General features: G+C 64.1%; 26 protein-coding genes. 15 read left to right on the top strand and 11 right to left on the bottom strand.

The window, feature by feature from the left end; all coding sequences use genetic code 11:
* The first annotated feature begins 4 nt into the window (after nt 1-4).
* Together HMPREF0307_RS01075 and HMPREF0307_RS01070 are read left to right on the top strand one after the other, a co-directional pair.
* On the top strand, nt 5-1,735 hold the full coding sequence (locus HMPREF0307_RS01075; RefSeq protein WP_066485264.1) for an acetyl/propionyl/methylcrotonyl-CoA carboxylase subunit alpha: 1,731 nt from the start codon (nt 5-7) through the stop codon (nt 1,733-1,735).
* A gap of 50 nt (nt 1,736-1,785) precedes the next feature.
* Nucleotides 1,786-2,403, top strand: coding sequence for a GntR family transcriptional regulator (locus HMPREF0307_RS01070; protein WP_066485258.1), 618 nt, complete (start codon nt 1,786-1,788; stop codon nt 2,401-2,403).
* Nucleotides 2,404-2,479: 76 nt separating this feature from the next.
* Here HMPREF0307_RS01070 and HMPREF0307_RS01065 read toward each other — a convergent pair whose 3' ends face one another.
* Together HMPREF0307_RS01065 and HMPREF0307_RS01060 are read right to left on the bottom strand one after the other, a co-directional pair.
* Complete coding sequence (locus tag HMPREF0307_RS01065) at nt 2,480-3,250, bottom strand: putative hydro-lyase (protein ID WP_066485252.1); 771 nt, start codon at nt 3,248-3,250, stop codon at nt 2,480-2,482.
* Nucleotides 3,250-4,413: an NRAMP family divalent metal transporter gene (locus HMPREF0307_RS01060; RefSeq protein ID WP_196131523.1), complete on the bottom strand. Its 1,164-nt coding sequence runs from the start codon at nt 4,411-4,413 to the stop codon at nt 3,250-3,252. Before HMPREF0307_RS01060 ends, HMPREF0307_RS01065 begins: the two co-directional genes overlap by 1 nt.
* Nucleotides 4,414-4,656: 243 nt before the next feature.
* Between HMPREF0307_RS01060 and HMPREF0307_RS01055 the strand changes: the two genes are divergently transcribed.
* Entirely contained in the window at nt 4,657-5,715 is a 1,059-nt protein-coding gene (locus HMPREF0307_RS01055; RefSeq protein ID WP_066485246.1) for a ribonuclease HI, read from the top strand.
* Here HMPREF0307_RS01055 and HMPREF0307_RS01050 read toward each other — a convergent pair whose 3' ends face one another.
* From HMPREF0307_RS01050 to HMPREF0307_RS01040, 3 genes are all read right to left on the bottom strand, one after another.
* Complete coding sequence (locus tag HMPREF0307_RS01050) at nt 5,716-6,807, bottom strand: hypothetical protein (RefSeq protein ID WP_066485238.1); 1,092 nt, start codon at nt 6,805-6,807, stop codon at nt 5,716-5,718.
* 11 nt (nt 6,808-6,818) lie between these two features.
* A complete protein-coding gene (locus HMPREF0307_RS01045) occupies nt 6,819-7,331 on the bottom strand; it encodes an RNA polymerase sigma factor (protein ID WP_066485228.1) in 513 nt (170 codons plus the stop codon).
* 65 nt (nt 7,332-7,396) lie between these two features.
* On the bottom strand, nt 7,397-7,786 hold the full coding sequence (locus HMPREF0307_RS01040) for a hypothetical protein (protein WP_066485218.1): 390 nt from the start codon (nt 7,784-7,786) through the stop codon (nt 7,397-7,399).
* Between HMPREF0307_RS01040 and HMPREF0307_RS12785 the strand changes: the two genes are divergently transcribed.
* Nucleotides 7,770-8,186, top strand: a complete 417-nt coding sequence (locus tag HMPREF0307_RS12785; RefSeq protein WP_156435890.1) for a hypothetical protein — start codon at nt 7,770-7,772, stop codon at nt 8,184-8,186. The two genes, HMPREF0307_RS01040 and HMPREF0307_RS12785, sit on opposite strands and share 17 nt — an antisense overlap.
* A gap of 656 nt (nt 8,187-8,842) precedes the next feature.
* Here HMPREF0307_RS12785 and HMPREF0307_RS01035 read toward each other — a convergent pair.
* From HMPREF0307_RS01035 to HMPREF0307_RS01020, 4 genes are all read right to left on the bottom strand, one after another.
* The gene (locus HMPREF0307_RS01035; protein ID WP_231724979.1) at nt 8,843-9,298 is read right to left on the bottom strand and encodes a YdcF family protein; all 456 of its coding nucleotides are present in this window, start codon (nt 9,296-9,298) and stop codon (nt 8,843-8,845) included.
* Nucleotides 9,299-9,389: 91 nt separating this feature from the next.
* Nucleotides 9,390-9,890, bottom strand: coding sequence for a 5-(carboxyamino)imidazole ribonucleotide mutase (gene purE / locus HMPREF0307_RS01030; RefSeq protein ID WP_066485205.1), 501 nt, complete (start codon nt 9,888-9,890; stop codon nt 9,390-9,392).
* 26 nt (nt 9,891-9,916) lie between these two features.
* The gene (locus HMPREF0307_RS01025) at nt 9,917-11,104 is read right to left on the bottom strand and encodes a 5-(carboxyamino)imidazole ribonucleotide synthase (RefSeq protein ID WP_141759158.1); all 1,188 of its coding nucleotides are present in this window, start codon (nt 11,102-11,104) and stop codon (nt 9,917-9,919) included.
* A 41-nt stretch (nt 11,105-11,145) separates the two neighbouring features.
* Nucleotides 11,146-11,607 (bottom strand): hypothetical protein, encoded by a 462-nt coding sequence (locus HMPREF0307_RS01020; RefSeq protein WP_066485202.1) that lies wholly within the window; start codon nt 11,605-11,607, stop codon nt 11,146-11,148.
* A gap of 185 nt (nt 11,608-11,792) precedes the next feature.
* On the opposite strand from HMPREF0307_RS01020, the gene HMPREF0307_RS01015 reads away from it, so the two are divergent.
* From HMPREF0307_RS01015 to HMPREF0307_RS12780, 4 genes are all read left to right on the top strand, one after another.
* The gene (locus HMPREF0307_RS01015) at nt 11,793-12,413 is read left to right on the top strand and encodes a DUF4956 domain-containing protein (RefSeq protein ID WP_070540159.1); all 621 of its coding nucleotides are present in this window, start codon (nt 11,793-11,795) and stop codon (nt 12,411-12,413) included.
* Nucleotides 12,403-13,149, top strand: a complete 747-nt coding sequence (locus tag HMPREF0307_RS01010) for a polyphosphate polymerase domain-containing protein (RefSeq protein ID WP_066485193.1) — start codon at nt 12,403-12,405, stop codon at nt 13,147-13,149. Before HMPREF0307_RS01015 ends, HMPREF0307_RS01010 begins: the two co-directional genes overlap by 11 nt.
* Nucleotides 13,146-13,334, top strand: coding sequence for a hypothetical protein (locus HMPREF0307_RS01005; protein ID WP_066485190.1), 189 nt, complete (start codon nt 13,146-13,148; stop codon nt 13,332-13,334). Before HMPREF0307_RS01010 ends, HMPREF0307_RS01005 begins: the two co-directional genes overlap by 4 nt.
* A 114-nt stretch (nt 13,335-13,448) precedes the next feature.
* A complete protein-coding gene (locus HMPREF0307_RS12780; RefSeq protein WP_156435889.1) occupies nt 13,449-13,622 on the top strand; it encodes a hypothetical protein in 174 nt (57 codons plus the stop codon).
* A gap of 78 nt (nt 13,623-13,700) precedes the next feature.
* Here the strand turns inward: HMPREF0307_RS12780 and HMPREF0307_RS01000 are convergent, their stop codons facing one another.
* Both HMPREF0307_RS01000 and HMPREF0307_RS00995 read right to left on the bottom strand, forming a co-directional pair.
* Nucleotides 13,701-14,828 (bottom strand): hypothetical protein, encoded by a 1,128-nt coding sequence (locus HMPREF0307_RS01000; RefSeq protein ID WP_141759154.1) that lies wholly within the window; start codon nt 14,826-14,828, stop codon nt 13,701-13,703.
* 95 nt (nt 14,829-14,923) lie between these two features.
* A complete protein-coding gene (locus HMPREF0307_RS00995) occupies nt 14,924-15,943 on the bottom strand; it encodes a biotin--[acetyl-CoA-carboxylase] ligase (RefSeq protein ID WP_066485182.1) in 1,020 nt (339 codons plus the stop codon).
* A gap of 273 nt (nt 15,944-16,216) precedes the next feature.
* On the opposite strand from HMPREF0307_RS00995, the gene HMPREF0307_RS00990 reads away from it, so the two are divergent.
* From HMPREF0307_RS00990 to HMPREF0307_RS00960, 7 genes are all read left to right on the top strand, one after another.
* Nucleotides 16,217-17,461 carry an ABC transporter substrate-binding protein gene (locus tag HMPREF0307_RS00990; RefSeq protein WP_066485177.1) on the top strand — a complete coding sequence of 415 codons (1,245 nt, stop codon included), beginning with the start codon at nt 16,217-16,219 and terminating at the stop codon, nt 17,459-17,461.
* 197 nt (nt 17,462-17,658) lie between these two features.
* Nucleotides 17,659-18,681, top strand: coding sequence for a carbohydrate ABC transporter permease (locus HMPREF0307_RS00985; protein WP_066485166.1), 1,023 nt, complete (start codon nt 17,659-17,661; stop codon nt 18,679-18,681).
* Nucleotides 18,678-19,517 carry a carbohydrate ABC transporter permease gene (locus HMPREF0307_RS00980; protein ID WP_066485159.1) on the top strand — a complete coding sequence of 280 codons (840 nt, stop codon included), beginning with the start codon at nt 18,678-18,680 and terminating at the stop codon, nt 19,515-19,517. Before HMPREF0307_RS00985 ends, HMPREF0307_RS00980 begins: the two co-directional genes overlap by 4 nt.
* Nucleotides 19,518-20,072: a hypothetical protein gene (locus HMPREF0307_RS00975; RefSeq protein ID WP_066485152.1), complete on the top strand. Its 555-nt coding sequence runs from the start codon at nt 19,518-19,520 to the stop codon at nt 20,070-20,072. It abuts the gene before it with no gap.
* On the top strand, nt 20,072-20,257 hold the full coding sequence (locus HMPREF0307_RS00970) for a hypothetical protein (protein WP_066485149.1): 186 nt from the start codon (nt 20,072-20,074) through the stop codon (nt 20,255-20,257). Before HMPREF0307_RS00975 ends, HMPREF0307_RS00970 begins: the two co-directional genes overlap by 1 nt.
* Complete coding sequence (treS, locus tag HMPREF0307_RS00965; RefSeq protein WP_066485144.1) at nt 20,254-21,771, top strand: maltose alpha-D-glucosyltransferase; 1,518 nt, start codon at nt 20,254-20,256, stop codon at nt 21,769-21,771. The genes HMPREF0307_RS00970 and treS overlap by 4 nt, the downstream gene beginning before the upstream one ends.
* 480 nt (nt 21,772-22,251) lie before the next feature.
* Nucleotides 22,252-23,544 (top strand): inorganic phosphate transporter, encoded by a 1,293-nt coding sequence (locus tag HMPREF0307_RS00960; protein ID WP_066485141.1) that lies wholly within the window; start codon nt 22,252-22,254, stop codon nt 23,542-23,544.
* Nucleotides 23,545-23,546 lie beyond the last annotated feature (2 nt).

Here is a 23,546-nt window from a genome sequence, read left to right as displayed (position 1 = left end):
AAACATGAAGATTCAGACCGTGCTCATCGCCAACCGCGGCGAGATCGCCGTGCGTATTGCGCGCACCGCCCGCGACCTTGGCATGAAGTCCATCGCCATCTACTCCGAGGCCGACGCCGGTGCCCTGCACACGCAGGTCGCGGACGAGGCCTACGCCCTGCCGGGCAACACCGCGGCGGATACGTACATGAACGTCCCCGCCATCCTCGATATCGCGGTGCGCGCGGGCGCGGACGCCGTCCACCCGGGCTACGGCTTCCTGTCGGAGAACTCCGAGTTCGCCCGCGCCGTCACCGGCGCCGGCCTGACCTGGGTCGGCCCCTCGCCGGACGCCATCGACTTGCTCGGCGACAAGATTGCGGCCCGCCGCGTCGCCGAGGAGGTCGGCGCCCCGCTGGCGCCGGGTACCTCGGACCCCATCGACGACTGGCAGGAGGCCCGCGAGTTCGCGCAGAAGCACGGCCTCCCCATCGCGATTAAGGCGGCCTACGGCGGCGGCGGACGCGGCCTCAAGGTCGTCGACGATCTCGAGTCCATCGAGGGCGCCTTCAACTCCGCCGGCCGCGAGGCCCGCGAGGCCTTCGGCCGCGCCGAGTGCTACGTCGAGAAATTCCTCACCCACCCGCGCCACGTCGAGGCCCAGGTCATCGCGGATACCCACGGCAACGTCGTCGTGCTCGGCACGCGCGACTGCTCCACGCAGCGCCGCTTCCAGAAGCTCGTCGAGGAGGCCCCGGCCCCGGGGCTCACTGACGCCCAGCGCGAGGGCATCATCGAGGGCGCCCGCGCCATCTGCCAGAAGGTCGGCTACACCGGCGCCGGCACCGTCGAGTACATCGTCTCTGAGGACGGCACCATCTCCTTCCTCGAGGTCAACACCCGCGTCCAGGTCGAGCACCCCGTCACCGAGGTCGTCACCGGCGTCGACATCATCGCCGAGCAATTCCGCGTCGCCGCGGGCGAGGAACTCTCGCTCACCGAGGATCCCGCCTCCCACGGTCACGCCTTCGAGTTCCGCATCAACGCCGAGGACATCCTCAACGGCTTTGCGCCCTGCCCTGGCACCATCGTCGCCTTTGAGCCGCCCACCGGCCCCGGCATCCGCGTCGACGCCGCCGTGCGCTCCGGCTCCATCGTGCCGCCGTACTACGACTCGCTCATCGCCAAGCTCATCGTGTGGGGCCCGACGCGCGAGGTCGCTCTACGCCGCGCGCAGCAGGCACTCACGGAGTTCACCATCAACGGCGTGCGCACCGTGCTCCCCTTCCACCGCGACATGGTCCACGAGCCCGCCCTCGTGAACCTCGACTCCGGCACGGGCGTCTACACCGACTGGGTTGACCACAACTACCGCCCGGGCGGCGCCGTGCAGTCCGCGCCGGTGGAGTCCATCTACGCCCAGCGCCGCACCGTCGCCGTGGAGATCGACGGCAAGCTCGTCAACATCGGCTTCCCCGCCGAGCTCTTCACCGCGCCTTCCGATGCCCCCTCCTCCGCACCGTCTACCGGCGCCGCCCCCACCGACGAGAACGCCGTCACCAGCCCCTTCCAGGCCAACCTCGTGGACTGGCACGTCGCCAACGGCGCGCAGGTCAGCGAGGGCGATGTCATCGCCACCGTCGAGGCCATGAAGATGGAATCCACCATCAAGGCCCCGCACACCGGCACCATCACGCTCCAGGCGAAGCCGGGAGACAAGCTCACCCCCAGCACGGTCATCGCCACCATCGCCTAAGTCGGTGAATCCAGGCTCGGACTCCGTCGCCGTAGAGTAAGGTCAAACGCATGCTTGCTGACACCGTGACCTCTGCCCTGCGCGAGGCTATCTCCGATGGCGAGTTCGAGCCTGGCCAACAGCTCAGCGAAATCCGCGCCGCCGAACGCTTCGATTGCTCGCGCAATACCCTGCGCGAAGCTTTCGCCATGCTCGGCGCACAAGGCTTGGTCCACCGCAAGCCCAACCGCGGCGTCTTCCTCGCTGTCCCGGACGCAGAATTCGTGCGCGATCTTTATCTGGCCCGCGCGGCCCTCGAACCCGCTGGCGTGCGGTGGGGCACGTTCGACGACCCCGGCGCACTGGTCACGCTCACGGCCTCGGCGCGCGAGCACCTGGACGAGCCCGGCCACGCAATGGTGTCGAATATCAACCAGCGCTTCCACCGTGCCCTCGTGGCGAGCCTGGGCAGCGTCTCGCTCGACCGCGAGATGTCCAACCTGCTCGCCCGCATGCGTCTGAGCTTCCTGCGCGTCATCCCCCGCTACCCCGATCTCCACGCCTCCCACATCGACGGCAACGTGGAGCTTGCCACGCTCATTGCCGAAGGCAAGCGCGAGGACGCCGCGGAGCTTTCCCGCGCGACGCTGCTGGGCACGCTCGACAAGATCCTCGCCGTACTGGACTAGCTCTCGCCCTCTGTGTCACTGCCAAAATCGCCACATCTGCGCCGATTTTTCGCGCGTTGAGGCAACGAGCCCTGTACTACGGCACCTGGTATTCGAGGTCCCGCGCGTTGGTCACGAGCATCGTGCCGGGCTGGTGCGTAATCGCCAGGCTCGGCTTGGATTCCATGACGATGGCCTGCGGGGTCACGCCGCACGCCCAAAAGACCGGCACGGTGCCCGCTGGGATATCGACGGCCTCGCCGAAGTCTGGCTGCGTGAGGTCCGCAATTCCGATGGCGGCCGGGTCGCCCACGTGCACGGGCGCGCCGTGAACGGACGGGTAGCGCGAGGTAATCCGCACCGCGTCGGCGACCTGGGCGGCCGGGATGGGGCGCATGGACACGACCATGGGTCCGGAGAACACACCCGCCGGGGTCGTGGGGATGGTCGTGCGGTACATGGGCACGTTGCGACCCTGCTCGATGTGCGCGACGGGCACGCCGTTGTCGAGGAGAGCCGTCTCAAAGGTAAAGGAACAGCCGATAAGGAACGCGACCATGTCCTGGGACCAGTAGGCGGTGGCATCGGAAGGCTCGGCGATGAGCTCGCCGTCACGGAAGACGCGGTAGCCGGGGATATCGGTCCGGATGTCGCCGCCGGGCAGGAGCTCGGAGGAATACTGCCCTGCCTCGAGGACACCCACGATGGGGCACGGCTTGGGGTTACGCTGCGCAAAAAGCAGAAAATCGAAGGCGTATTCCTGGGGCACGGCAAGCAGATTGGCTTGCATGTAGCCGCGCGCCAGGCCCGCTGTCGTGGTGAGCGCCTGGGTGCGCGCTGCGGCGCGAACCTCTTCGGGAATCATCATTATGCCCACAGCGCCGTGATGCCGGAGAAGGCCTTGACGCCGATGAAGATGGTGAGCAGCCAGGCCAGCAAGCCGATGCCCAGCAGCCACGCAGGGTACTTATAACCGCCCAGTAGGTCGCGGCGGCGCCAGGCGACCCACATGACGACGGCAAAGCCGATGGGAAGGATAAGGCCGTTGAAGGCACCGGCGAAGATGAGGAGCTTCTGCGGAGCGGAGTTCATGATGGCGAATGCGACGGTGCACACGACGATGAAGGCGACCGTTAGGAAGTTGCGGGTGCGCGGGGCGACCTGCTGCGTGGTGACGAAGGAGATGGAGGTGTAGGACGCACCGATGACCGAGGACAGGCCCGCGGCGAAGAGGACGACGCCGAAGGCGCGGAGGCCGAACTGGCCGGCGGCCTGGAAGAAGGCGTCCGCAGCCGTGTTCTCCTTGGAGAGGGTCACGCCGGTGGCGACGACGCCGAGGATGGCGAGGAAGAGCAGGACGCGCATGATGCCGGTGATGATGATGCCCCACACGGAGGTCTGCGTGATGTTCTTGATATTCTCCGGTCCGGTGAGTCCGGAGTCGATAAGGCGGTGGGCGCCAGCGAACGTGATGTAGCCGCCCACAGTGCCGCCCACGAGCGTGGTGATGACGAAGAAGTCGATCTCCTCGGGCAGGAACGTATTCTTCAAGGCCTCGCCGACCGGCGGCTGGGAGACGATGGCAACGTAGAGCATGAGCAGGATCATGATGGCGCCGAGCGCGGCGACGAGACGGTCGAGAGCCACGCCCGCGCGCTTGGACAGGAAGATGAACACGGCGATGGCTGCGGCGATGATGCCGCCCCAGCGCGCGTCGATGCCGAGCATCGCGTTGACGCCCAGGCCCGCGCCGGCGATATTGCCGATGTTGAAGACGAGGCCGCCGATGAAGACGAAGACCGCCATGCCCCAGCCAAGGCCCGGCAGGACGGTGTTGCCCAGCTCGTTGGCGCGCAGGCCGGAGACGGCGAGGACGCGCCAGACGTTGAGCTGCACCGCGATGTCGACGAGGATCGACAGGAGGATGGCAAACGCGAAGGCCGCGCCCATCTGGACGGTAAAGACCGAGGTCTGGGTGAGGAAGCCCGGACCGATGGCCGAGGTGGCCATGAGGAACATGGCACCGGCCATGGCGCCGATGCCCTTGGGCGGATTCTTCTGGACGGGCGTTGCCGTTGTTTCCGTGCTCACGGTGGACTCCTTTGAGTGATGAGGGTCGCAGAGGTGTGTGATGTCGATCATCATAGAGGTTTGTTCAACAATCTGTAAATAGGGTGGGGCGGGCCACTCCCCCGCTGCGTCGAGAACCAGGGTGCGCAGCGGGGACGCGGACCTGAATCGCACAGGCGGGCGCGGTGCGATTAACTTAGAGGCATGGCAAAAAAGGACGCGATCGATATCACCACCCTCATGGGCAAGTCCTCGCGCACCTACGCCACGCGCAAGGTCACCCAAGAGATGATCTCCGCGCGCACCCACGTGGCCATCGCGCTGTGGGATATCCCCTGGAAGTCGGCACCGCACGGCAAGCTCTACGGTTGGGTCATCGCGGTCGAGGCGGGCGGCAAGCGCCGCTTCGTGCGCACCGGCAAGACGATGAACGCGGACCCCTACCCCCAGGTCTTCGCCGAGTTCGAGCGCGCGGTCAAAGGCGTTCCCAAGCCCATCTGGGTCGTGGTGGGACGCCGTCAAGCGGCGTTGGGCACGCGCATCCGCCGGGCGGGCTACCTCGTCACCGGCTCGTTCGCGGACGAGAATAAAGCGGGCAACCGGGCACGCGGACTGCGCAAGCAGCACGAGGCCCAGGCCGTGCGCCGCTCGAAGAAGGAAGGCGAGCGCCCTGCCAAGCAGGCGCCGGCGATCGAGGCGCCGCCCACGCATTGGCTCCCCAACCGCTCGCGTTGTGCGGGCCGGGGCCAGCAGGTGCGCATTGCGACTGACGCGTCCTCGGACACGCTATCTAAGGGCGCGATGTGCTTCGTCGCCTCCAATGGCGACTACCAGCTACGCACGCGGATGACGAAGGCAGGCACGGACGAGCTCGAGCTGGAGACCATCACGCTCGCGCTCAAGTACGCGCTGAAGAACGGCTTCGAGCGCGTCATCATCGAGACAGATTCCGTCGCGGCGCTCGAGGCCGTGGACAATATCCTGGCCGGCGGGCGCGGCGCAAAGTCGCGGCGCACGTGGCGCGGCGTCTCCTCGGGCGCACGTTCGCGCTTCCAGCAGGCGTGGCGGGACTTCAACAAGCAAGGCAAGGCGACCATCGGCCGCGTGCTAGGGCATGCGGGCGACCCACTCAACCACGCCGCGGACCGCATCGCGTACCTGGGTCTGCGTGCCTCGAACTTCCCCGAGAAAGAGTCGCGCGCGACCGCATGGAAGGAAATCGACAACATCCTGCGCCAACTGCCGGGCAAGCTGGGGCGCTAGTTAGTTCGTGGGCGACTGGTCGCAGCCGATGTCGAAGGTCTCGTCGCGCGCGGGCTCGTCCACGTAGGCGACGTCGAGCCTCGAGTAGAGCTTCGCGTTGTAGCCGCACTCCTGGGGCTTGCGCACAGTGACGGTGACGGGCAGCTCTGTGAAGCCAGAGTCCGCACAGTTGGGGTCACAGTCGTTGATAAAGGCCGTGCCTTCCGCGCGGGCGGAGTCGGCACCCCAGTTCGACCACTTGAGGTCACGGACGAGGTAGTTGTTGTCCGCGCAAGCGAGCGAAATCAGTTCGGGGCCCTCGAGTCCGGTCACGGAGACGCAGCCCAGGATAGCCGTGGCCTCGACGCGGGTAGTCACGTCCGGGGCGACGAGGCCATGGACCTCCACGATCTGGCCGGTGGACGGTAGAACACTGAAGCTCACGTGGTCCGCGTCGCGGTAGACGGTGACGAGCGAGTCTTCACCCTCCGTAATGTCCGCGCTGCCCAGGTCGTTGCCGCCGGCCGCCGCGAGGTTGTCATAGACGAACTTCTGCTGCGCGGAGGTCAGCCCTGGGTGCAAAAGAAGCTGGAGCGAGCCGAGCGCGGCGTCGCCATACGTGGCGACGGCGAGGTCACGCAGGGCGTCGGCGGAGGGGGCATCGGCAAGCTGGGCGAGCGTGATGCGGGGCGAGGGGTCGAAGTCCGCGAGTGCGGCGGAGGTGCCCTCGGTGCGGGTGTCCTGGCGCAGCTGGCCGGCTTGGACCTCGTATTCCGTGGTGACGGTGGCCTGGCCGTCGCTGTCCGTGCGCTTCATGTACTCCTGACCGAGGGTCGGGGCATCCGCCTGGCTTGCCGATGCCTCCCCGGCCCGGGCAAGCACCTCCTCCGCCGTCGCCTGGGGCGTGGCGTTATTGCTCAAGCCCGGAATGACGGCGACGCCGAGGGCCAGCACCGCGACGGCCGCAGCAGCGACGAGGAAGGGACGGCGCTTCTTCTGGGCAGGTTGTGTGAGACGTTCCAGGAGGGCGTCGGCGCGCTCCTGCTGTTCGGGGGTGAGTGACTCGTCGGGGACGGGGTTAGCCGCAGCAAGTTGGGCGAGAGGATCGTTCATGACGGTTGTCCTTAGTGGGAGCCGGCGCTGTCAAGGGCGCGGGCGAGGCTGGTGCGCGCGCGGTGAAGACGCACGCGGGCGTTCGTGGGAGTGAGACCTAGGACCTCAGCGAGCTCGGCCGGCGTGAGGCCCTCCCACGCGTGGAGGGTGAGAATCTCACGCTCAGCGGGACTGAGAGTGAGCAGTGCACGGTTGATATCGAGGTTCAGATCGCTGTGGCTCGCAAAATCCTCGGCCAGGGGATCCGCCTCCGGCTGCTCGAGATCCACGAGCCGCGGACGGCGCTCCTGCGTGCGATAGTGTTCGCGCAAGACGTTGCGGGCGACGCCGTAGAGCCACGGGAGGACGTCGCCTTCAATCTGGTCGAAGTTGCCCCAGGCGCGCTCGAAGACGTCAGCGGTGAATTCCTCGACGTGCTCGGCGGGCGCGCGGCGCGCAAAGAACGCGCGCACGGCAGGGTAATGCGCCCGGAAAGCCTCGCTAAAGGCTTTCCGGCGCGCGGCGGGGAGATAGGTGACGGACACTGACTGCTTTCTTGGGGTGTACCTATGGTGGTGGCGCGGCGTGAGCTGTCGGCCGCCTGTGCGGTTTAGCTGCGAGCTGTCTGGGCCGTGCCGTTGCCGGCGTCGGCGAAGCGCGCGGTGGTCGTCGCTCCGTTCTCGCAGGTAACAGTGTACGTGTGGTAGCCGTCAGCCGGGCCGGGGCCAATCTGCTCCGGCGCGGTGAACTCGCCCATGAGGTAGCCAGCATCTGCCGCCGGCCGCAGGACGGCGTGGGCACCGAAGCTCGTGGTGAGGTCCGCGCGTGTGCTGTTGTCGGGGCACGTCGCGGTGAACGTCATCTCCATGCCAGGCTTGAGAATGTCCTCCGTGCCAGCAGTCATGGCGGGGGTATCGCTCGCGCCCGTGGCAATCGCTGCCCCACCCGCGGTAAGGACGGCGACGGTGGCGGTGGTGATGGCGATGATTCCCTTTTTCATGAGAGGACTCCTTCTTCTCGTGGTGGTGCTTCGTACTGGCATTCTTTCCTGCCGGAAGCCTTTCACCCTCCTTGTGGTTGTTTGGGCGCACAGCGTTACAACGAGCCCTGCATTTCTCTGGCTATTAGTTGAATTTGCCCGCCACAACGAGCGCAACCAGCGGAAATACCTCAGCGCGGCACCTACCAGTACCACACCAGTTCCGGGCGACTCGTCTTCGCAGCGACAAGTAACCATGGTGATTCTGGCCCCCGTTTTCGCCCTCAAGGACGGCGTGATCCACCCCGTGGGCATGATGGAAGGCCGCTACGAGGGGACACTGAATCTGGCCGTCATGCCGCTCGATCAGATCATGCCGGCGCTGCGTCTCGATTCGGTGCCTTTAATTCCCCAGACATAGGACAGCCCCCAAGAAAGGCACCGCCGCTCAGCTTTCGACGTTCGATAGAGGTTGCGCTCCCCATCGACGGAACCGAGCGGCGGCATGTCCTGGCGGGCCCCAATACACCGCCAAGTAAAAGGAATGAACCCTTGCACGAAGGTTCATTAAATGGTGGGGTGAGTTAAAATATGCACCATTTTGACGTAATACGAAAGGACTTCGCGGCGCCGTTATAAAAAAGTTACTTAAACAATCGGCGCGAACAGGGCTTTTAGGTGCATGTTCAATAGGTTGACAGAAATGGGGGCGGAATGCGGGGGTGAAAACGTGCGCCCCACAGTCTCACCCCGTGGAATTGATATGCACTCAGAGGAATTTTATACCGGCTGCGCTCCGCGCTCCCGCGCGGGCACCGATGCCTGCACGCGTCGCCCATCGAGACGACGAACAAGGAAGGCATAGATAGCGCCGTTATGTTGTGCATGACGGCCGCGCATGCCCCTGGCAAGGCCGCCTCGGGCGCAAAGAACTGTGCGGCCATACCGGAGTGTTCAAGGCATGCTCCTAGGAAGGTGTCAACACATAACAGGACCATGCATGGGTGGCAGTGGTATGACGACTACGCTGGGCGTAGCGTGCAACACCGATTAGTGCAAAATGTAACTTCGCACAATTTACGCCCTCGACAGGGAGTGCACTATTTTCCGAAAGAGGATCCGCCCGGCCGAATGCGGGGTCGCGACAATTTCCCGCGCATAGTTAACCAAGCGCTGATCAAAGGGTGTGGGAGCTGAAATGACCCGGGCCGGAACACCCAAATGCCAGGCCCACAACCGCGTCCTCAGAACATGAAAATTGTTAGTTACAACGATGAGACGGCCAGCCCCACCGGCAAGTCGCCACGCATTTTCAAGATTCTCATTCGTCGATGTCGCCTCGTTATCTTCGATCACCCCATCAAACCCGTGCTCCTCGAGGTAGCGACGCATGGCGGGCGCCTCGCCCTTACCGCTGACGATGAAAGTCTGCCCAGGTACCGCTGCAGCCATCGCCGCGCGCAAACGCTCCTCGAGCAATATTCCTGGACGCCCGCGCTTGACGCGCGAGCCGAGAACAACGATAGGATCCACGGGGATAAGCATAATCGTTGCGCCACCAGGCAAAGAATGGACACATGCCAGTGAGTCCGGCGGTGTCTACGGCGCATACGCAAAGAAAGCGCTACTCACCCATTAACTTGGCGCGGAGGTTCGCGTCTTTCTGCTCGACCTCGGCAGCCATATTCGCCTGGTAGTCGACCATTTTTTTCAGAAGCTCTGCGTTGCCAGCGGACAGGATGCGCACGGCGAGCAAGCCGGCATTCTTGGCGCCGCCGATGGAGACGGTCGCGACGGGTACGCCTCCGGGCATCTGGACGATGGAGAGAAGGGAATCAAGTCCGTCCAAGTCCTTAAGCGCACGCGGAATACCGATGACAGGCAGCGGCGTGGCGGCCGCGACCATGCCCGGCAAGTGGGCTGCACCACCGGCGCACGCGATGATCGCCTTAAGGCCGCGCGTGTGAGCGGATTTGGCGTAGGACAGCATCTTCTCCGGGGTACGGTGCGCGGAGACCACGCCTACCTCGAAGGGGATGCCGAAGTCCGCGAGGACCTGGGCGGCGGGTTCGACGGTGGGCCAATCGGAATCGGAGCCCATAATGAGGCCGACCTGTGCATTCATATTCTTCTCCTCGAAAGTAGTGGGGGTTAAGCCTGGTCGGCCCATTCGGCGTGGACCAGAAAGTACGCGGCGAGCTTGGCGTCGCGGCGGGTGGCGGCGACGGTGGCGGCATCGGCGGCATTGCCGGTGAGATTGACGTGGCCAATCTTGCGGCCCGGACGGTGGCCCTTGCCGTAGAGGTGGATCTTGGCGTTAGGGAAACGGCGAGCGACCTCGACGACACGGTCAGCCATGGGCATAGCCGGATCCTCGTCGGCGCCCAGCACGTTAGCCATGACGGTAATGGGCGCGGAGGCAGACGGATCGCCCAGCGGGAGGTCGAGGACGGCGCGCAGGTGCTGCTCAAACTGGCTGGTAATGGAGCCTGCCTGGGTCCAGTGGCCGGTGTTGTGGGGGCGCATGGCCAGCTCGTTGACGGCGATATCCTCTACGCCCTCGTCGTTGGTGTAGGCGAAGAGCTCGACAGCGAGCACGCCCGTCACGCCGAGCTCGGTGGCGATCTGCACGCCAAGATCCGTGGCACGCTGTGCGAGCTCGGGAGCGAGATCCGGAGCGGGCGCGATGGCTTCGGCGCAGACGCCGTTTTCCTGCACGGACATGGTGATCGGCCAGACCTTGACCTCACCAGAGGGATTGCGAGCGACGAGGATAGACAGCTCGCGGGTAAGCGCCACCTTCTTCTCCGCCATGAGCGGGGTGCCAGCCTCGAGCAACTCAGCGACGAGGGACTCGAGCTCAGTCAGGTCCTTGGGGAACCACACGCCGTGACCGTCATAGCCGCCGCGGCAGGCCTTGAGACAGACGTTACCGTCGACCTCGTTCCAGAAGTTCTGGGCATCCTCCGCCGAAGAGATGTCGGCGAAGGGCGGCACTGGTGCGCCGAGCTCGCGCATGCGGCGGCGTTGCACCAGCTTGTCCTGGGCGTTAATGAGGGCGCTCGGGGCGGGCTGGACGCTGTAGCCGGCGTCGAGCATGGCCGCGAGGGCATCGGAAGGCACGTGCTCGTGGTCGAAGGTGACAGCGTCCGAGCCCTCGGCGACGGCGAGACAGTTCGCGGTGGAGTGATAGTCCCCCACCGTCACGGCAGGAATGACCTGCGCCGCCGAGGAGTCTGGGGCACCGGCGAGGAGTTGGATTTTGATCCCTAATTCAACGGCCGCCGGTTGCATCATGCGCGCGAGCTGGCCGTCTCCGATAACACTTACTGTCTTAATCACGCCCTACATCCTACTAGCCGCCCTCGCGGCCTTTATGGCTAGCGCCACAGCGGCGAGCTGTACTGCTCCAGCTCGGAGGCTACGGCGCGCTCGATACGCTTCGTGCGCGGCAGATCCGGGAAATAAAGTGCCCGATCGTAGCCGCGAATAGCAAGCGAAATCCCGCCGCGGCGGCGGCGCACGCCCACGACATCGGAAAGCGGAATGGAGTCAATCTTCTTGCCTGTCCGCGCGATAATGCGCGTCGTCGTAAGGATGAACCGACGGCGGCGTGCGCGATAGACCGGCAGAACAAAGCGCCACAGCACGAGGATGCCCCAGAGCACCACCACGGCGTTGCGCACCGTTGCTTCAAAGCCATGTGCGTCCAGGTAGCCAATGCCGATCCAGGCGAGACCCGTGATGAGGATGAGCTCGAGGACAGGGAAGATGAGCGAGCGATACGGCGCCGTCACGTCGACGACGGGATACTCGCCCGGGCGCATCTTCATAAGATTCATGACTCCTCATCCTAGACGTCCCTCGCCCCAACAGCCGCACCCTGCAACGCTCACAGGAAGCATTCAACGAACGTCCTAGAAAACTCTGCGGTAATTCCACAGGCAGGTGGAAGGAAACAAAAGTGTTCTCACATCTCAGCGCCGCAGAGTAAAGAGCGACACCGAGTTAGAAAGGTCTGCTTCCAATGAGCACCGATATCGCAATCATGATGGGCGTCGACATCATCGCCATCGTCCTCCTCGTCTTTGCCGTTTACCTGCCCCGCCACCAGCGCGCCGATCTGGTTGTCGCTTTCATCGGCGTCAACATCGGCGTGTTGGGCGTCTCCCTCATGCTCGCCGACATGGAAGTCTCCGCCGGCGTGGGCCTGGGTCTCTTCGGCGTCCTGTCCATCATCCGACTGCGCTCCTCCGAGATTTCCCAAACCGAGGTCGCGTATTTCTTTGCCGCGCTCGCCACAGGGCTTATCGCCGGCTTGTCGGATGAGGTCAACCCCATCGCCATCGGCGCCATCATCCTCATCGTCCTCGCCCTCGTCATCGTCGATTCCCAGCTGCTCTTCGGTGGCTACTTCGTTCGGGAGATGACCCTCGACCGCGCGATCACCGACCAGGATGAGCTCAAGGATGAGCTGGAAGACATGCTCGATGCCCAAATCCTCGGCGTGACCACCCACCGCGTCGACATCGTCAACGACACGACCTGGGTCCAGGTCCGAGGCCGCCGCAGCCCGCTCGAGCGCCGCAAGGACTCCACGGCGAAGCACGCCGAATCCGCACACTCGGAGTTGGCTCATGTTCAGTAGATTCGACTCCATAACCCTCGACGAAATGAACGCCGAGGCCCGCATGATGACCCGCGTCGACCGCAAGTACCTCATCCACTCCGACGAGCTGCGCGCATTCCTCGACGAGGTCCCCGCCGATACCCGCGTGCTGGAGATCAATGGCAAGCGCCAGCAGCGCTACGCCACCACCTACTTCGACACCCCGGACTTGCTTTCCTACCGCATGACTGCGCAGAAGCGCCGCCGCCGCTTTAAGGTTCGCCAGCGCACCTACGTCGACTCCAACCTGGGCTTCTGCGAGGTAAAGACCCGCGGCCCGCGCGGGGTCACGGTCAAGCACCGCGTGCCCATCGCGCCCGCGTACGCCCACAGCGGCAGGCTCGCCCCCGAGGCGCTGGATTTCCTTGATGCGGAGCTCAACCCCCAGCTCGTGGGCCAGCTCAGCCCCAGCGTCCACAACACCTATCTGCGCGCAACGCTTCGGCCCAGCGGTGTCGGCCGCGCCACCATCGACACGGCACTGACGTGGCGCTCAGAGCGCTCCAACCAGCGCCTAGAGAACTGCGACGTCGTCTTCATTGAAACAAAGTCCAGCGCCCGCCCCTCCCCGCTCGACAAAATCCTGTGGGGCCTTGGCCACCGCCCTACCCGCGTCTCCAAGTTCGGCACGGGCATGGCCACCATGCACCCGGAACTGCCCTCGAATAAATGGAACCGCGTCATCAACAACTACTTTAAGGACACCCTGTCATGAAGAAGCCCCTCCTCGCCTCCATCGCGACCGCAACCGCAGCGATTATGCTCGCCGCGTGCTCCCCGCAGGCCGCCGAGAACACTCCCACCGCCAAGTCCGTCTCCTACGACACCGCCCGCCCACCGTCAGCTTCCGAGGCAGCCGATGAGAACTCCGATCACACGGTGACCAAGGACGACGAGTGATCCATAGATGACGTTCAGGACCTCACCGGCTCCGATATCACCGAGGCCGGCGTCTACCGGATTACCGGCGACGCAGGCGATATCACCGTCAACGCCGCGGAGGACGCGCAGGTCGTGCTCGTGCTTTCGGATGCCGCCGTGGGTACCGTCACCGTCAACGGCACCGACACCGCAGTGACTGCGGGCGAAGCCGCTGAGGGTGGCATGGGCGGTGGCCCCGCTGGCGGCATAGGTCGGCGACCCGATAACAGCACCGCCTCGAGCAATGGCCTGTCATCGCAGGCTTAACGTCCCCTCACGAATTCATCCCCGCACCGCTCCATCGTGAGTGTGGCGGGGATGCTGCGTTGCTGCGTTTCAGGGGTGCTACCCCACCGACACATCGACGGGGTAGGCACGCAGCTTGCCCAGCGGCAGGCTGGTGTCGCTGGGCCACCACGACTGCGTGGGGTCGTATGTGAGGTTCACGTGTTGATCCTTATATCCAGACCATTCGCCGTGGTCGTCTAAGCTCACCATCTCTTGGTTAGGGCGTGTCCTTAACGCTCCTCGGTAACCGGTCGACCTGCCCGTCAACGACTGCGGGCTATCGAGAACCAACACCCAGAGCGTCAAGTCCGGGGACTCACCATTCGGCGTCGGCTGCCCCTTCATGACTTCCCGCGCCGTCATCTGCTTAATGGTGCCGCTGAGCACGTTCTCACCTTGGGGCTGGCTTTCCTGCGCAGTAGCAGTATTCGCTGCTGTCTGGGCCGGGCCTGCCGATGCCGTCCCAAGACCCGCGTTGCTCAGTACCGAACGGTCCGATACGTCGACGAAATTCACGGCCGTGACCCCCAACTCGCTCGGATTCTGGATCTCGACCTTCTCAGCAGTTTTCACAAGATGGGAATCCTGCATGCCGAACTTAGTCGCATAGGATTCCGGACGCAGCGAGTGCCATTCGATTTGATACATCCCACCGTTGCCTACCGAGAGGCCATAGCGTCCACCGCCCGCGCCGGCAGCACCCCTGATGAGGACGTCTTCGGAGACCACCGGATTCGCCGGATTGGCCGCACCGTTGATGGCAACGACGGGGCTGACGTCGTAGTTGCAATCGCACAGGAGCAGCTCCGGCGAGTTGTCCCCCGTGATGTCAGCGAGCGCATACTGGTAGCTTCCGCTCGCTCGTGAAGTCCGCAGGCTGTAGTCGTAGTTGAAATTCACCGAGCGTGGATTATCAAGGATGCGCCCGTACGCCTCTGCGAGAGAATCGTCACCGGACGGCGCGGGCTGCGCGTCCTGTGCCACGCCCTCGCTGGGGTCGGCGGCGGACGCCGAAGGAGCGCCCTCGCCGGGCTGTTCCGACGGCCGCACCGTGATGGTGCTCGTGCGCGGCTCGGAGGAACCGCCCTCGCTGCACGCCCCGACGGTGAAAGCTACGGCTATCAGCGCTGCAGCCGACAGCATGCGCGAAGAACGACGGAAGGATAAAAGAGAACGTCGAGCCACGTCGAGGCACCTTTCCGCGCAGTGCGAGCAAATGAGGGGATAGGAAGAGAAAGACTCTCTTATCCTATCCCCTCGTAGAAGACGCAGACTCGAAATTAGTCGGTCGGGCGCAGGTGAATGACGTCACCGGCCGAGTAGTATTCGCCGCCGACGTTGATACGGCCGTCCTCCGCAACACCTTCCACGATGCCGGTGACATCCCCGGTCGGGGCTTCGAGGCGCACATTGAGTCCAATCGACGAGCAGACCTTGCGGTAGTCATCCATGAGCTGCGGATCCTGGTTCTCCCACTGCTCGATACGGTGGCGCAGCGCCTTGAGGATTGCGATGGCCACCCCGGTGCGGTCATCCTCGCGGCCCGCGAGCACAAGCGAGGTAGCCGTGGGAACCGGCAGTTCCTCTTCCGCGATGGAGACGTTAATGCCCATGCCGAGCACGACGCGTGCGGACGGCGCCTTGCCGCCCTGCGTCTTCGGCGCCACCTCAGCCTTATTGATTTCGGCCTTATTGACCTCAGCCTTGTTGATTTCGGCTTTATTTACCTCAGTCTTGTTGATCTCTGCCTTATTGACTTCAGTCTTCGGCGCGACCTCGACCTTGGACACCTCGAGCTTGGAGGCTTCCGTCTTCGGGGCGATTTCGGCCTTATTAATTTCTGCCTTATTGACTTCGGCCTTATTAATTTCTGCTTTGTTCATTTCGCCGGACTTGAATGTGCCCGACTTGAAGGCCTTGCCCACGGGACCGGCTTCGGCGAGGATGCCGCAGAGCTTCTTGCCGTCGAGTAACACGTCGTTGGGCCACTTGAGGACCGTGCCGGGGATCGCGTCGGTGACGGCCAAACCCGCGGCGAGAGGCAAGGTGCCCAGATGATCGAGGGACTCAGGAAGCAGGAGAACAGAGAAGGTCACCTGCGAGCCCTTCGGCGCGGTCCACACGCGGCCCAGGCGGCCTTTGCCGGCGGTCTGCAGATCAGTGAGGCGAACAGTGCCATCAGTGACGTCGGTGGCCTGCATCAGATCGGTATTCGTCGAACCGGTTTCCTCGACGTAGTCGATAACGGCATAGTCTTCAGCGAGTGCGGTGCGAATACGCTCCAAGTCATAAGTGCTCATGGCTCTTCACGTTACCCGCGTCGGTCCATGCGGACAGAACGAGCCACCGGCGAATCGCTGGGGCGAATCTCTGGTCGCATGCGCTGGTCACGACGGCCTTCCTTCGAGTGTCGACCCGCCGCCCTACGCAGCCAGTTCAGGCGCTCCCCACTCTCGCGCAGGAGGGGTATGCGCGTTACCCCCATTGAGCGTGAAAAACCACAAAAAGCGGCCACGAGCGCTGTGGGTATTTTACCTTTGAGACAACTGTTGTTTCTGAAAGGTGAAAACTCCATGAAGAAGACTATCCTCGCGACCACTGCGGCACTCGCTCTGGTGCTCACGGGCTGCTCGAACTCGTCCGATGACAGCTCCCAAGCAGCACAAGAGGGCACGGGCGAAGGCGGCCGCGGCCCCATCACCTTCGCGATGGGCAAGAACGATACTGACAAGATTCAACCCATCATCGAAGCGTGGAACAAGGAGCACCCGGACGAGAAGGTCACCCTCGCCGAGCTTGCTGGTGAGGCCGACGCACAGCGCGAGACCCTCGTTCAGTCCTTGCAGGCTGGCAACTCCGATTATGACGTCATGGCACTCGACGTCGTGTGGACTGCAGACTTTGCCGCTAACCAGTGGCTGGCACCGCTCACCGGCGACCTCGAGGTCGACACCGCAGACCTGCTGCCGGCCACCGTCGAATCCGCGACGTACAACGACATGCTCTACGCACTGCCGCAGAACACCAACGGCCAGCTGCTCTTCCGCAACGCGGAGCTCGCCCCGACCGAGGTCAACAAGTTCGATGACTTCAAGTCTGCGTGTGAGGCGCTCAAGGAAGGCACCAACTGCCTGACCACGCAGCTCAAGCAGTACGAGGGCCTCACCGTCAATACCGCCGGCTTCATGGAAGGCTGGGGCGGCAGCGTCCTCAAGGACGACGGCTCCGTCAACGTGGACTCCACCGAGTCCAAGGAGGGTCTCCAGGCCATGGTCGACGCCTACAAGGATGGCGTCATCTCCAAGGACTCCACCGCCGCCACGGAGGAAGAGACCAACCTCGCATTCACCGAGGGTAAGACCGCCTTCGCCATCAACTGGCCGTACATGTACACCAACGCCGTCGACGCTGGCGTCAAGGTTGAGGTCTCCCCGCTCGTGGGCAAGGACGGCGTGGGCGTGTCCACGTTGGGTGGCTACAACAACGGCATCAACATCAACTCCGAGCACAAGCAGACTGCACTGGACTTCATGAAGTTCATCGTCAACGAGGACAACCAGAAGTCCTTCGCTGAGGCTTCCTTCCCGCCGGTCCTCTCGTCCATCTACGACGATGCGGAACTGATCAAGCAGTTCCCGTACCTGCCGGCACTCAAGGAGTCCTTGGAGAACGCTGCACCGCGTCCGGTCTCCCCGTTCTACACCGCCATCTCTAAGGCCGTGCAGGATAACGCCTACGCAGCCCTGACCTCCGGTACCTCCGTCGACGACGCCACCGCCGACATGAAGGCTGCCATCGAGCAGGCACAGCAGGGCTAATTCACCGTCCTCACAGACGCCTCGCCGCCCCCGTCGTGGGGCGGCCTTCGCGTTTTCTCAAACGCTTTCCTCGTCCCTACGGTCCGCAATTCGCTGAAGTCACACTTTCACGCGATAGGATGTCCGTCACAAGGATGCCGCATCGCCCCGGCGTACGGAGCGCGTCATCATCACTCAAGCTAGAAAGGCCCACCGCTGTGGCAATTTCCACGCCCCAAGCCTTAAAACGCAAGACCTACGGCCAGGCCGCCGGGCTCATTGCGCCGGCGCTCATCGTGCTGGCTATCGTCATCGGCTACCCCATCGTGCGCGCCATCATGCTCTCCTTCCAGGGCAACCGGCGCCTCGACCCCTCCACCGGCGTCTTCGTCGAAGGACAGTTTGCAGGTCTCGAGAACTACCTCTACTGGGTCAACAACCGATGCATGTCCGGCACGGGAGTGGTGAGCGCCTGCCCGCCGGGGGTTATCGCCACGGACTTCTGGCCTGCCGTGCGCATCACGATCTTCTTCGCCGTCGTCACGGTGCTGCTCGAGACCATCCTCGGCATGATCATGGCACTCATCATGAACGGCGAGTACAAGGGCCGCGGCCTTGTACGTGCGGCCGTGCTCGTGCCGTGGGCCATTCCTACGGCCGTGACGGCGAAGCTGTGGCAGTTCATGTTCGCCCCGCAGGGCATCGTCAACTCCCTGCTGGGCACGCACGTCGCGTGGACGACGGACCCGTTCTATGCGCGTTTGGCCGTCATCATCGCGGACGTGTGGAAGACTGCGCCGTTTATGGCGCTGCTCATCCTCGCCGGCCTGCAGATGATCCCCAGGGACGTCTACGAGGCGGCCCGCGTCGACGGCGCCACCGCGTGGCAGCGCTTCACCAAGATCACACTACCGCTGGTGAAACCGGCCCTCATGGTCGCCATCCTCTTCCGCACCCTCGACGCACTGCGCATGTACGACCTGCCCGTCATCATGATTTCCAGCTCCTCGAACTCGCCCACCGCAACGGTGTCGCAGCTCGTGGTCGAGGATATGCGCCAGGGCAACTTCAATTCGGCCTCGGCACTGTCCACGCTCATCTTCCTGCTCATCTTCGCCGTCGCCTTCATCCTCATCCGCTTCCTCGGCGCTGACGTGGGCGGCACGGCGGAGAAGCGTGCGCAACGCCGCCAAGAAAAAGCGGCGAAGAAAGCTCAGGACAACCAGGAGGTAGCAGCATGACCGGCAACAAACTGTGGAGCACCGTCGGCCACTACGCCGGCATCCTCTTCATCATGTTCTGGGGTCTTGCGCCCTTCTACTGGATGGTCGTCACGGCCTTGCGCGACAGCGCCCACACGTTCGATACAACTCCGTGGCCCACGCACGTCACGCTCGACAACTTCAAGGACGCGCTCGCCACGGACAAGGGCAACGACTTCCTCGGCGCCATCGGCAACTCCCTGCTTATTTCGCTCGCGACGACCGCCGTCGCCGTCGCCGTGGGCGTGTTTACTGCGTACGCGCTCGCGCGTCTCGACTTCCCCGGAAAGGGCTTTGTCACAGGCATCATCCTCGCGGCCTCCATGTTCCCAGGCATCGCGCTTGTCACGCCGCTCTTCCAGCTGTTCGGCGATCTCACGTGGATCGGCACCTACCAGGCGATGATCATCCCGAACATCTCCTTTGCCTTGCCGCTCACGGTCTACACGCTGCTCAGCTTCTTCCGGCAGCTGCCGTGGGAGCTCGAGGAGGCCGCCCGCGTCGACGGCGCGACAAAGGGCCAGGCCTTCCGCCTCGTCCTTTTGCCGCTCGCCGCACCGGCACTCTTTACCACCGCGATTATCGCGTTTATCACGACGTGGAACGAGTTCATGCTCGCCAAGCAACTGTCCTCCACCGCCACCGAGCCGGTGACGGTCGCCATCGCGCGCTTCAGCGGCCCCTCTGCTTTCGAGTACCCTTACGCGGCGACGATGGCCGCGGGCGCCCTCGTGACGGTGCCACTCATTATTATGGTGTTAGTTTTCCAGCACCGTATCGTGGCGGGGCTTACCGCCGGAGGAGTGAAAGCCTAGATGAGAACGAGTCACACAGCGCTTGCCGTCGGCACCTTCGTCGCCGCTGCGCTCGCCGTGACTGCGTGCAGCAGCGGCGAGGAATCCGCGGAGACGTCGGCGCCCGCCTCCCCCGCGCCGAGCGTGCACAGCAGCGCCGCGTCCCCAACGAGTATGGCCTTACCTACCGATGCCCCCGCTGCGGCATCAGTCCCCGCCGAGGCCTCGGCCCCGGCTGACGGTGGGAATGAGGGGGCATCGGAAAGCCCAGCCCCCGCGGCACCGCTGACGAATCCGCAGGGCGCAGAGCCCACCGCCGAGGGCGCCCCGACCCCGCAAATCCTCAGCCCCGCGGAGCTAAGGGGCAAGGACATCGAGCTGGCCTCCGGGGAATACCTCGTCATTACGGGCGCAGAGGGGCTCGACGCGACGGTCGCTGATCCTGCCGTTGCCGTCTTCAGTCCGGCCTACGAGCAAGACGGCACCCAGTTCAACGCCGGCGTCGGCGGGCTCACTGCAGGCACCACCGAGGTACAGCTCTCTGACGGCACGACATTTAGCGTGACGGTGCGCTAATGCGCCGCGCGCTTCTGTGGGACTCGGCCTTGGGCTTCGTCGGCTTCTTCGCTGCCCTGGCCCTCCTGCAGGCCATCCTCAATCTCTTCCAACCCTCCCCCGCTCTGTGGCCCGGCCTCTTAGCCGGAGTCCTCGTGGCGCTCGAGTGGGCACTGTGGCGGGCCAAGCGAAAGGATCTTCAATGAGCTGGTTCCACAACGCCATTTTCTACCAAGCCCTCCTCCACGCCTTCAATGACTCGAATGGCGACGGCATGGGCGACCTGCGCGGAGTGACGGACAAGCTCGACTACCTGGAATGGCTGGGCGTGGATTGCCTCTGGCTGCCGCCCATGTTCGACTCGCCCATGCGCGACGATGGTTACGACATCGCGGACTACCGCTCCATTAACCCGCGCTACGGCACGATGGCCGATTTCGAGGAGCTCCTGGAGCAGGCGCACGCGCGCGGCATCCGCGTCATCACGGACTTGGCACTCAACCACACCTCTGACCAGCATTACTGGTTCCAGGAGTCCCGCCGCGATCCCGCCGGCCCCTACGGGGACTACTACGTGTGGGGCGACGACCCCACGCGCTACCCCGAGATCCGCATTATCTTCACCGACTACGAAATCTCTAACTGGGCGTGGGACGAGGAGCGCGGGCAGTACTACTTCCACCGCTTCTACACGCACCAGCCGGATCTCAATTACGACTGCCCGGCGGTGCAGACCGAAATCTTCGATATCGTGCGATTTTGGATGGACAAGGGACTCGATGGTTTCCGCCTCGACGCCATCCCCTATCTCTTCGAGCGCGACGGCCAAGGCGGCGAATCCCTGCCCGAGACTTTCGCATTCCTCGAGCGGCTGCGCGCGATGGTCAATGCGGAGTACCCGGAAGCGATGATGATCGCCGAGGCCAACCAGCCGCCGCGCGAAACCATGGAGTACTTCGGCAGCGGCAACCGCGTCCACATGGTCTTCAATTTCCCGGTGATGCCCAAGATCTTCGAGGCCGTCGCCACGGGCAGCGCCGAGCCCCTCTACGACATCCTCGACGAACTACCGCCCCTGCCGGCTGACTGCCAGTGGGGCACGTTCCTGCGCAATCACGACGAGCTCACCCTCGAGATGGCGAGCCCCGCGGCGCGCACCCGGATGTACGACGCCTATGCCAAGGACCCGCGCGCCAAGGCGAACGTGGGCATCGCACGCCGTCTCGCCCCGCTCATGGAAGGCGATCGCCGCAAGATCGAGCTCCTCTTCTCCCTGCTTATGACACTGCCGGGCGCGCCCTTTATCTACTACGGGGACGAGATTGGCATGGGAGATGACGTCTCCCTTCCGGATCGCTATGCCGTCCGCACGCCCATGCAGTGGGAACCAGGCCCCGGCGCCGGCTTTTCTACCGGCGAGACTCGGTGGCCCATCGTTGGCGGCGAGGGTACTTCCGTCGCGGAGCAGCAGCTTGACGATGCCTCCTTGCTCATGACCGTCCGAGGGCTCATCGCCCAGCGCAAGGCGCACCCCGAACTCGGCACGGCGCCCTATGAAGCGGTCGAGACTGGCGTCGAAGGCGTGTTCGGCTTCCAGCGCGGCGATCTGCTCTGTCTCCACAACTTCACCGACGCGGACGTCGATTTGGGCCCGGTGGAATTGGGCCCATATGGCTACGCGTGGGTGCCGATCGAAGAAATTGGGGACGGAGCCGTATAGGCGCCCAGCCGTCACATCCTCGTCCTCGATTGGCGCGCCCCTCATCCGTCGGCTATTCTTCGCGACTGCTCGCGCGCCATGCTGGCATGAATATGTGATGCCTTGTCTGCGCGTGTTCCGAGATTATCACCGTGGCTCACGGTCACGTAGAACGCCTCGAACGGCCGTTTTCGGGCTTGTGAGCGGTGAAAAACGAGTCTACTTTATCACCAAGACGGAACTATGTGACGCTTCCCTCAGGCTTAAATGAACTAGAGGTTAACTCCAGTTGTGCTGCGATTTAACACCTGTTCCCCTAGGTTCAAATGAGCACACATTAGAACTAATACTGCAGGTCAAACCAACTTTTAACTGCAGACAGGCCAGCGGTCTAAGCTTCAAACTGTACATACTCGTCGCGCATTTCCTGCGCTTCGCACCTGCATCGAACCGGGAAGCCGCAACAGAGCCATCCCGTCGTACAAGAAAGAAATCTCCGCCGTGACAGCGACCCTGCTTATTCTCGCCATCGTGGTCATCACCGCGTTGGCTTTTGACTTCACCAACGGTTTCCACGATACGGCCAACGCTATGGCAACCTCGATTGCCACCGGCGCCCTCAAGCCGTTCACGGCAGTTGCCATCTCCGCCGCCCTCAACCTCGTGGGCGCATTCCTGTCCGTCAATGTCGCGGCAACCGTCGCCAAGGGCATCGTCAACCTTGACTCCTACAACCTCTCGAGCGCCACGGACGGCGAGAACCTTCTCATCGTCGTCTTCACCGGCCTCATCGGCGGCATCTTCTGGAACCTGTTCACCTGGCTCCTCGGCCTGCCGTCCTCCTCCTCCCACGCTCTGTTCGGCGGCCTCATCGGCGCGGCCTTCGCCGCCATGGGCACCGGCGGCGTCGCATGGTCGTCCATCATGGGCAAGATCATCGTGCCGGCCCTCGCCTCGCCGGTGATCGCAGCCCTCGTGTCCGCCACCGCAACGGCCCTCGTCTACTGGGTCACCAACACCATCCCGGACAAGACGAAGAACGAGCACTTCCGTCACGGCCAGATTGTCACCGCATGCCTAGTCTCCCTCGCACACGGTGCCGGTGACGCGCAGAAGACCATGGGCGTTATCTTCCTCGCCCTCGTCGCTGCTGGCGAAGCCGTCTCCGACCAGCGCATCCCGACCTGGGTCATCGTTGCCTGTGCCGTCACCATCGCGGCCGGCACCCTCTCCGGCGGCTGGCGCGTTATCCGCACCCTGGGCAAGGGCCTCGTTGAGATTGAGTCCCCGCAGGGCATGGCCGCTGAGGCCACCTCCGCCGCTATCATCCTCACCTCCGCCGCTGGCGGTATGGCGCTGTCCACGACGCACGTGTCCACCGGTTCCATCATGGGTACCGGCATCGGCAAGAAGGGCGCCGAGGTCCGCTGGGGCGTGGCCATGCGCATGGTATCCGCCTGGCTGATTACCATCCCGTGCGCCGCCGCCGTCGGCTTCGCTTCTTGGTGGGTCGCAACGGGCGTCTCCGCGGCTACGACCACCACCGTGGGCGTCATCGTCGACTTCATCATTCTCATCGCCATGGCGGTCATCATGGTCATCCGCGCCCGCATGAACCCGGTCGACGCATCCAACGTCAACGACGAGTGGGACGCGGACGCCGAGTCCGTCGACTCCTCCCTGGAGCCCAAGACCCCCGCGGCCGTCGCCAACGAAGGCGCTGTCGCTACCGCAGCCGCAGCCTCCACCATCAACGACCCGGCTTCCCCCGCTCCGCAGGCCAAGAACCTGTAAGC

Origin of the sequence: Corynebacterium sp. DNF00584, assembly GCF_001552965.1 — a bacterium.
GTDB lineage: Bacteria > Actinomycetota > Actinomycetes > Mycobacteriales > Mycobacteriaceae > Corynebacterium > Corynebacterium phoceense.
The sequence above is the reverse complement of the archived record's forward strand: the minus strand, read 5'-3'. Positions and strand labels throughout refer to the sequence as shown.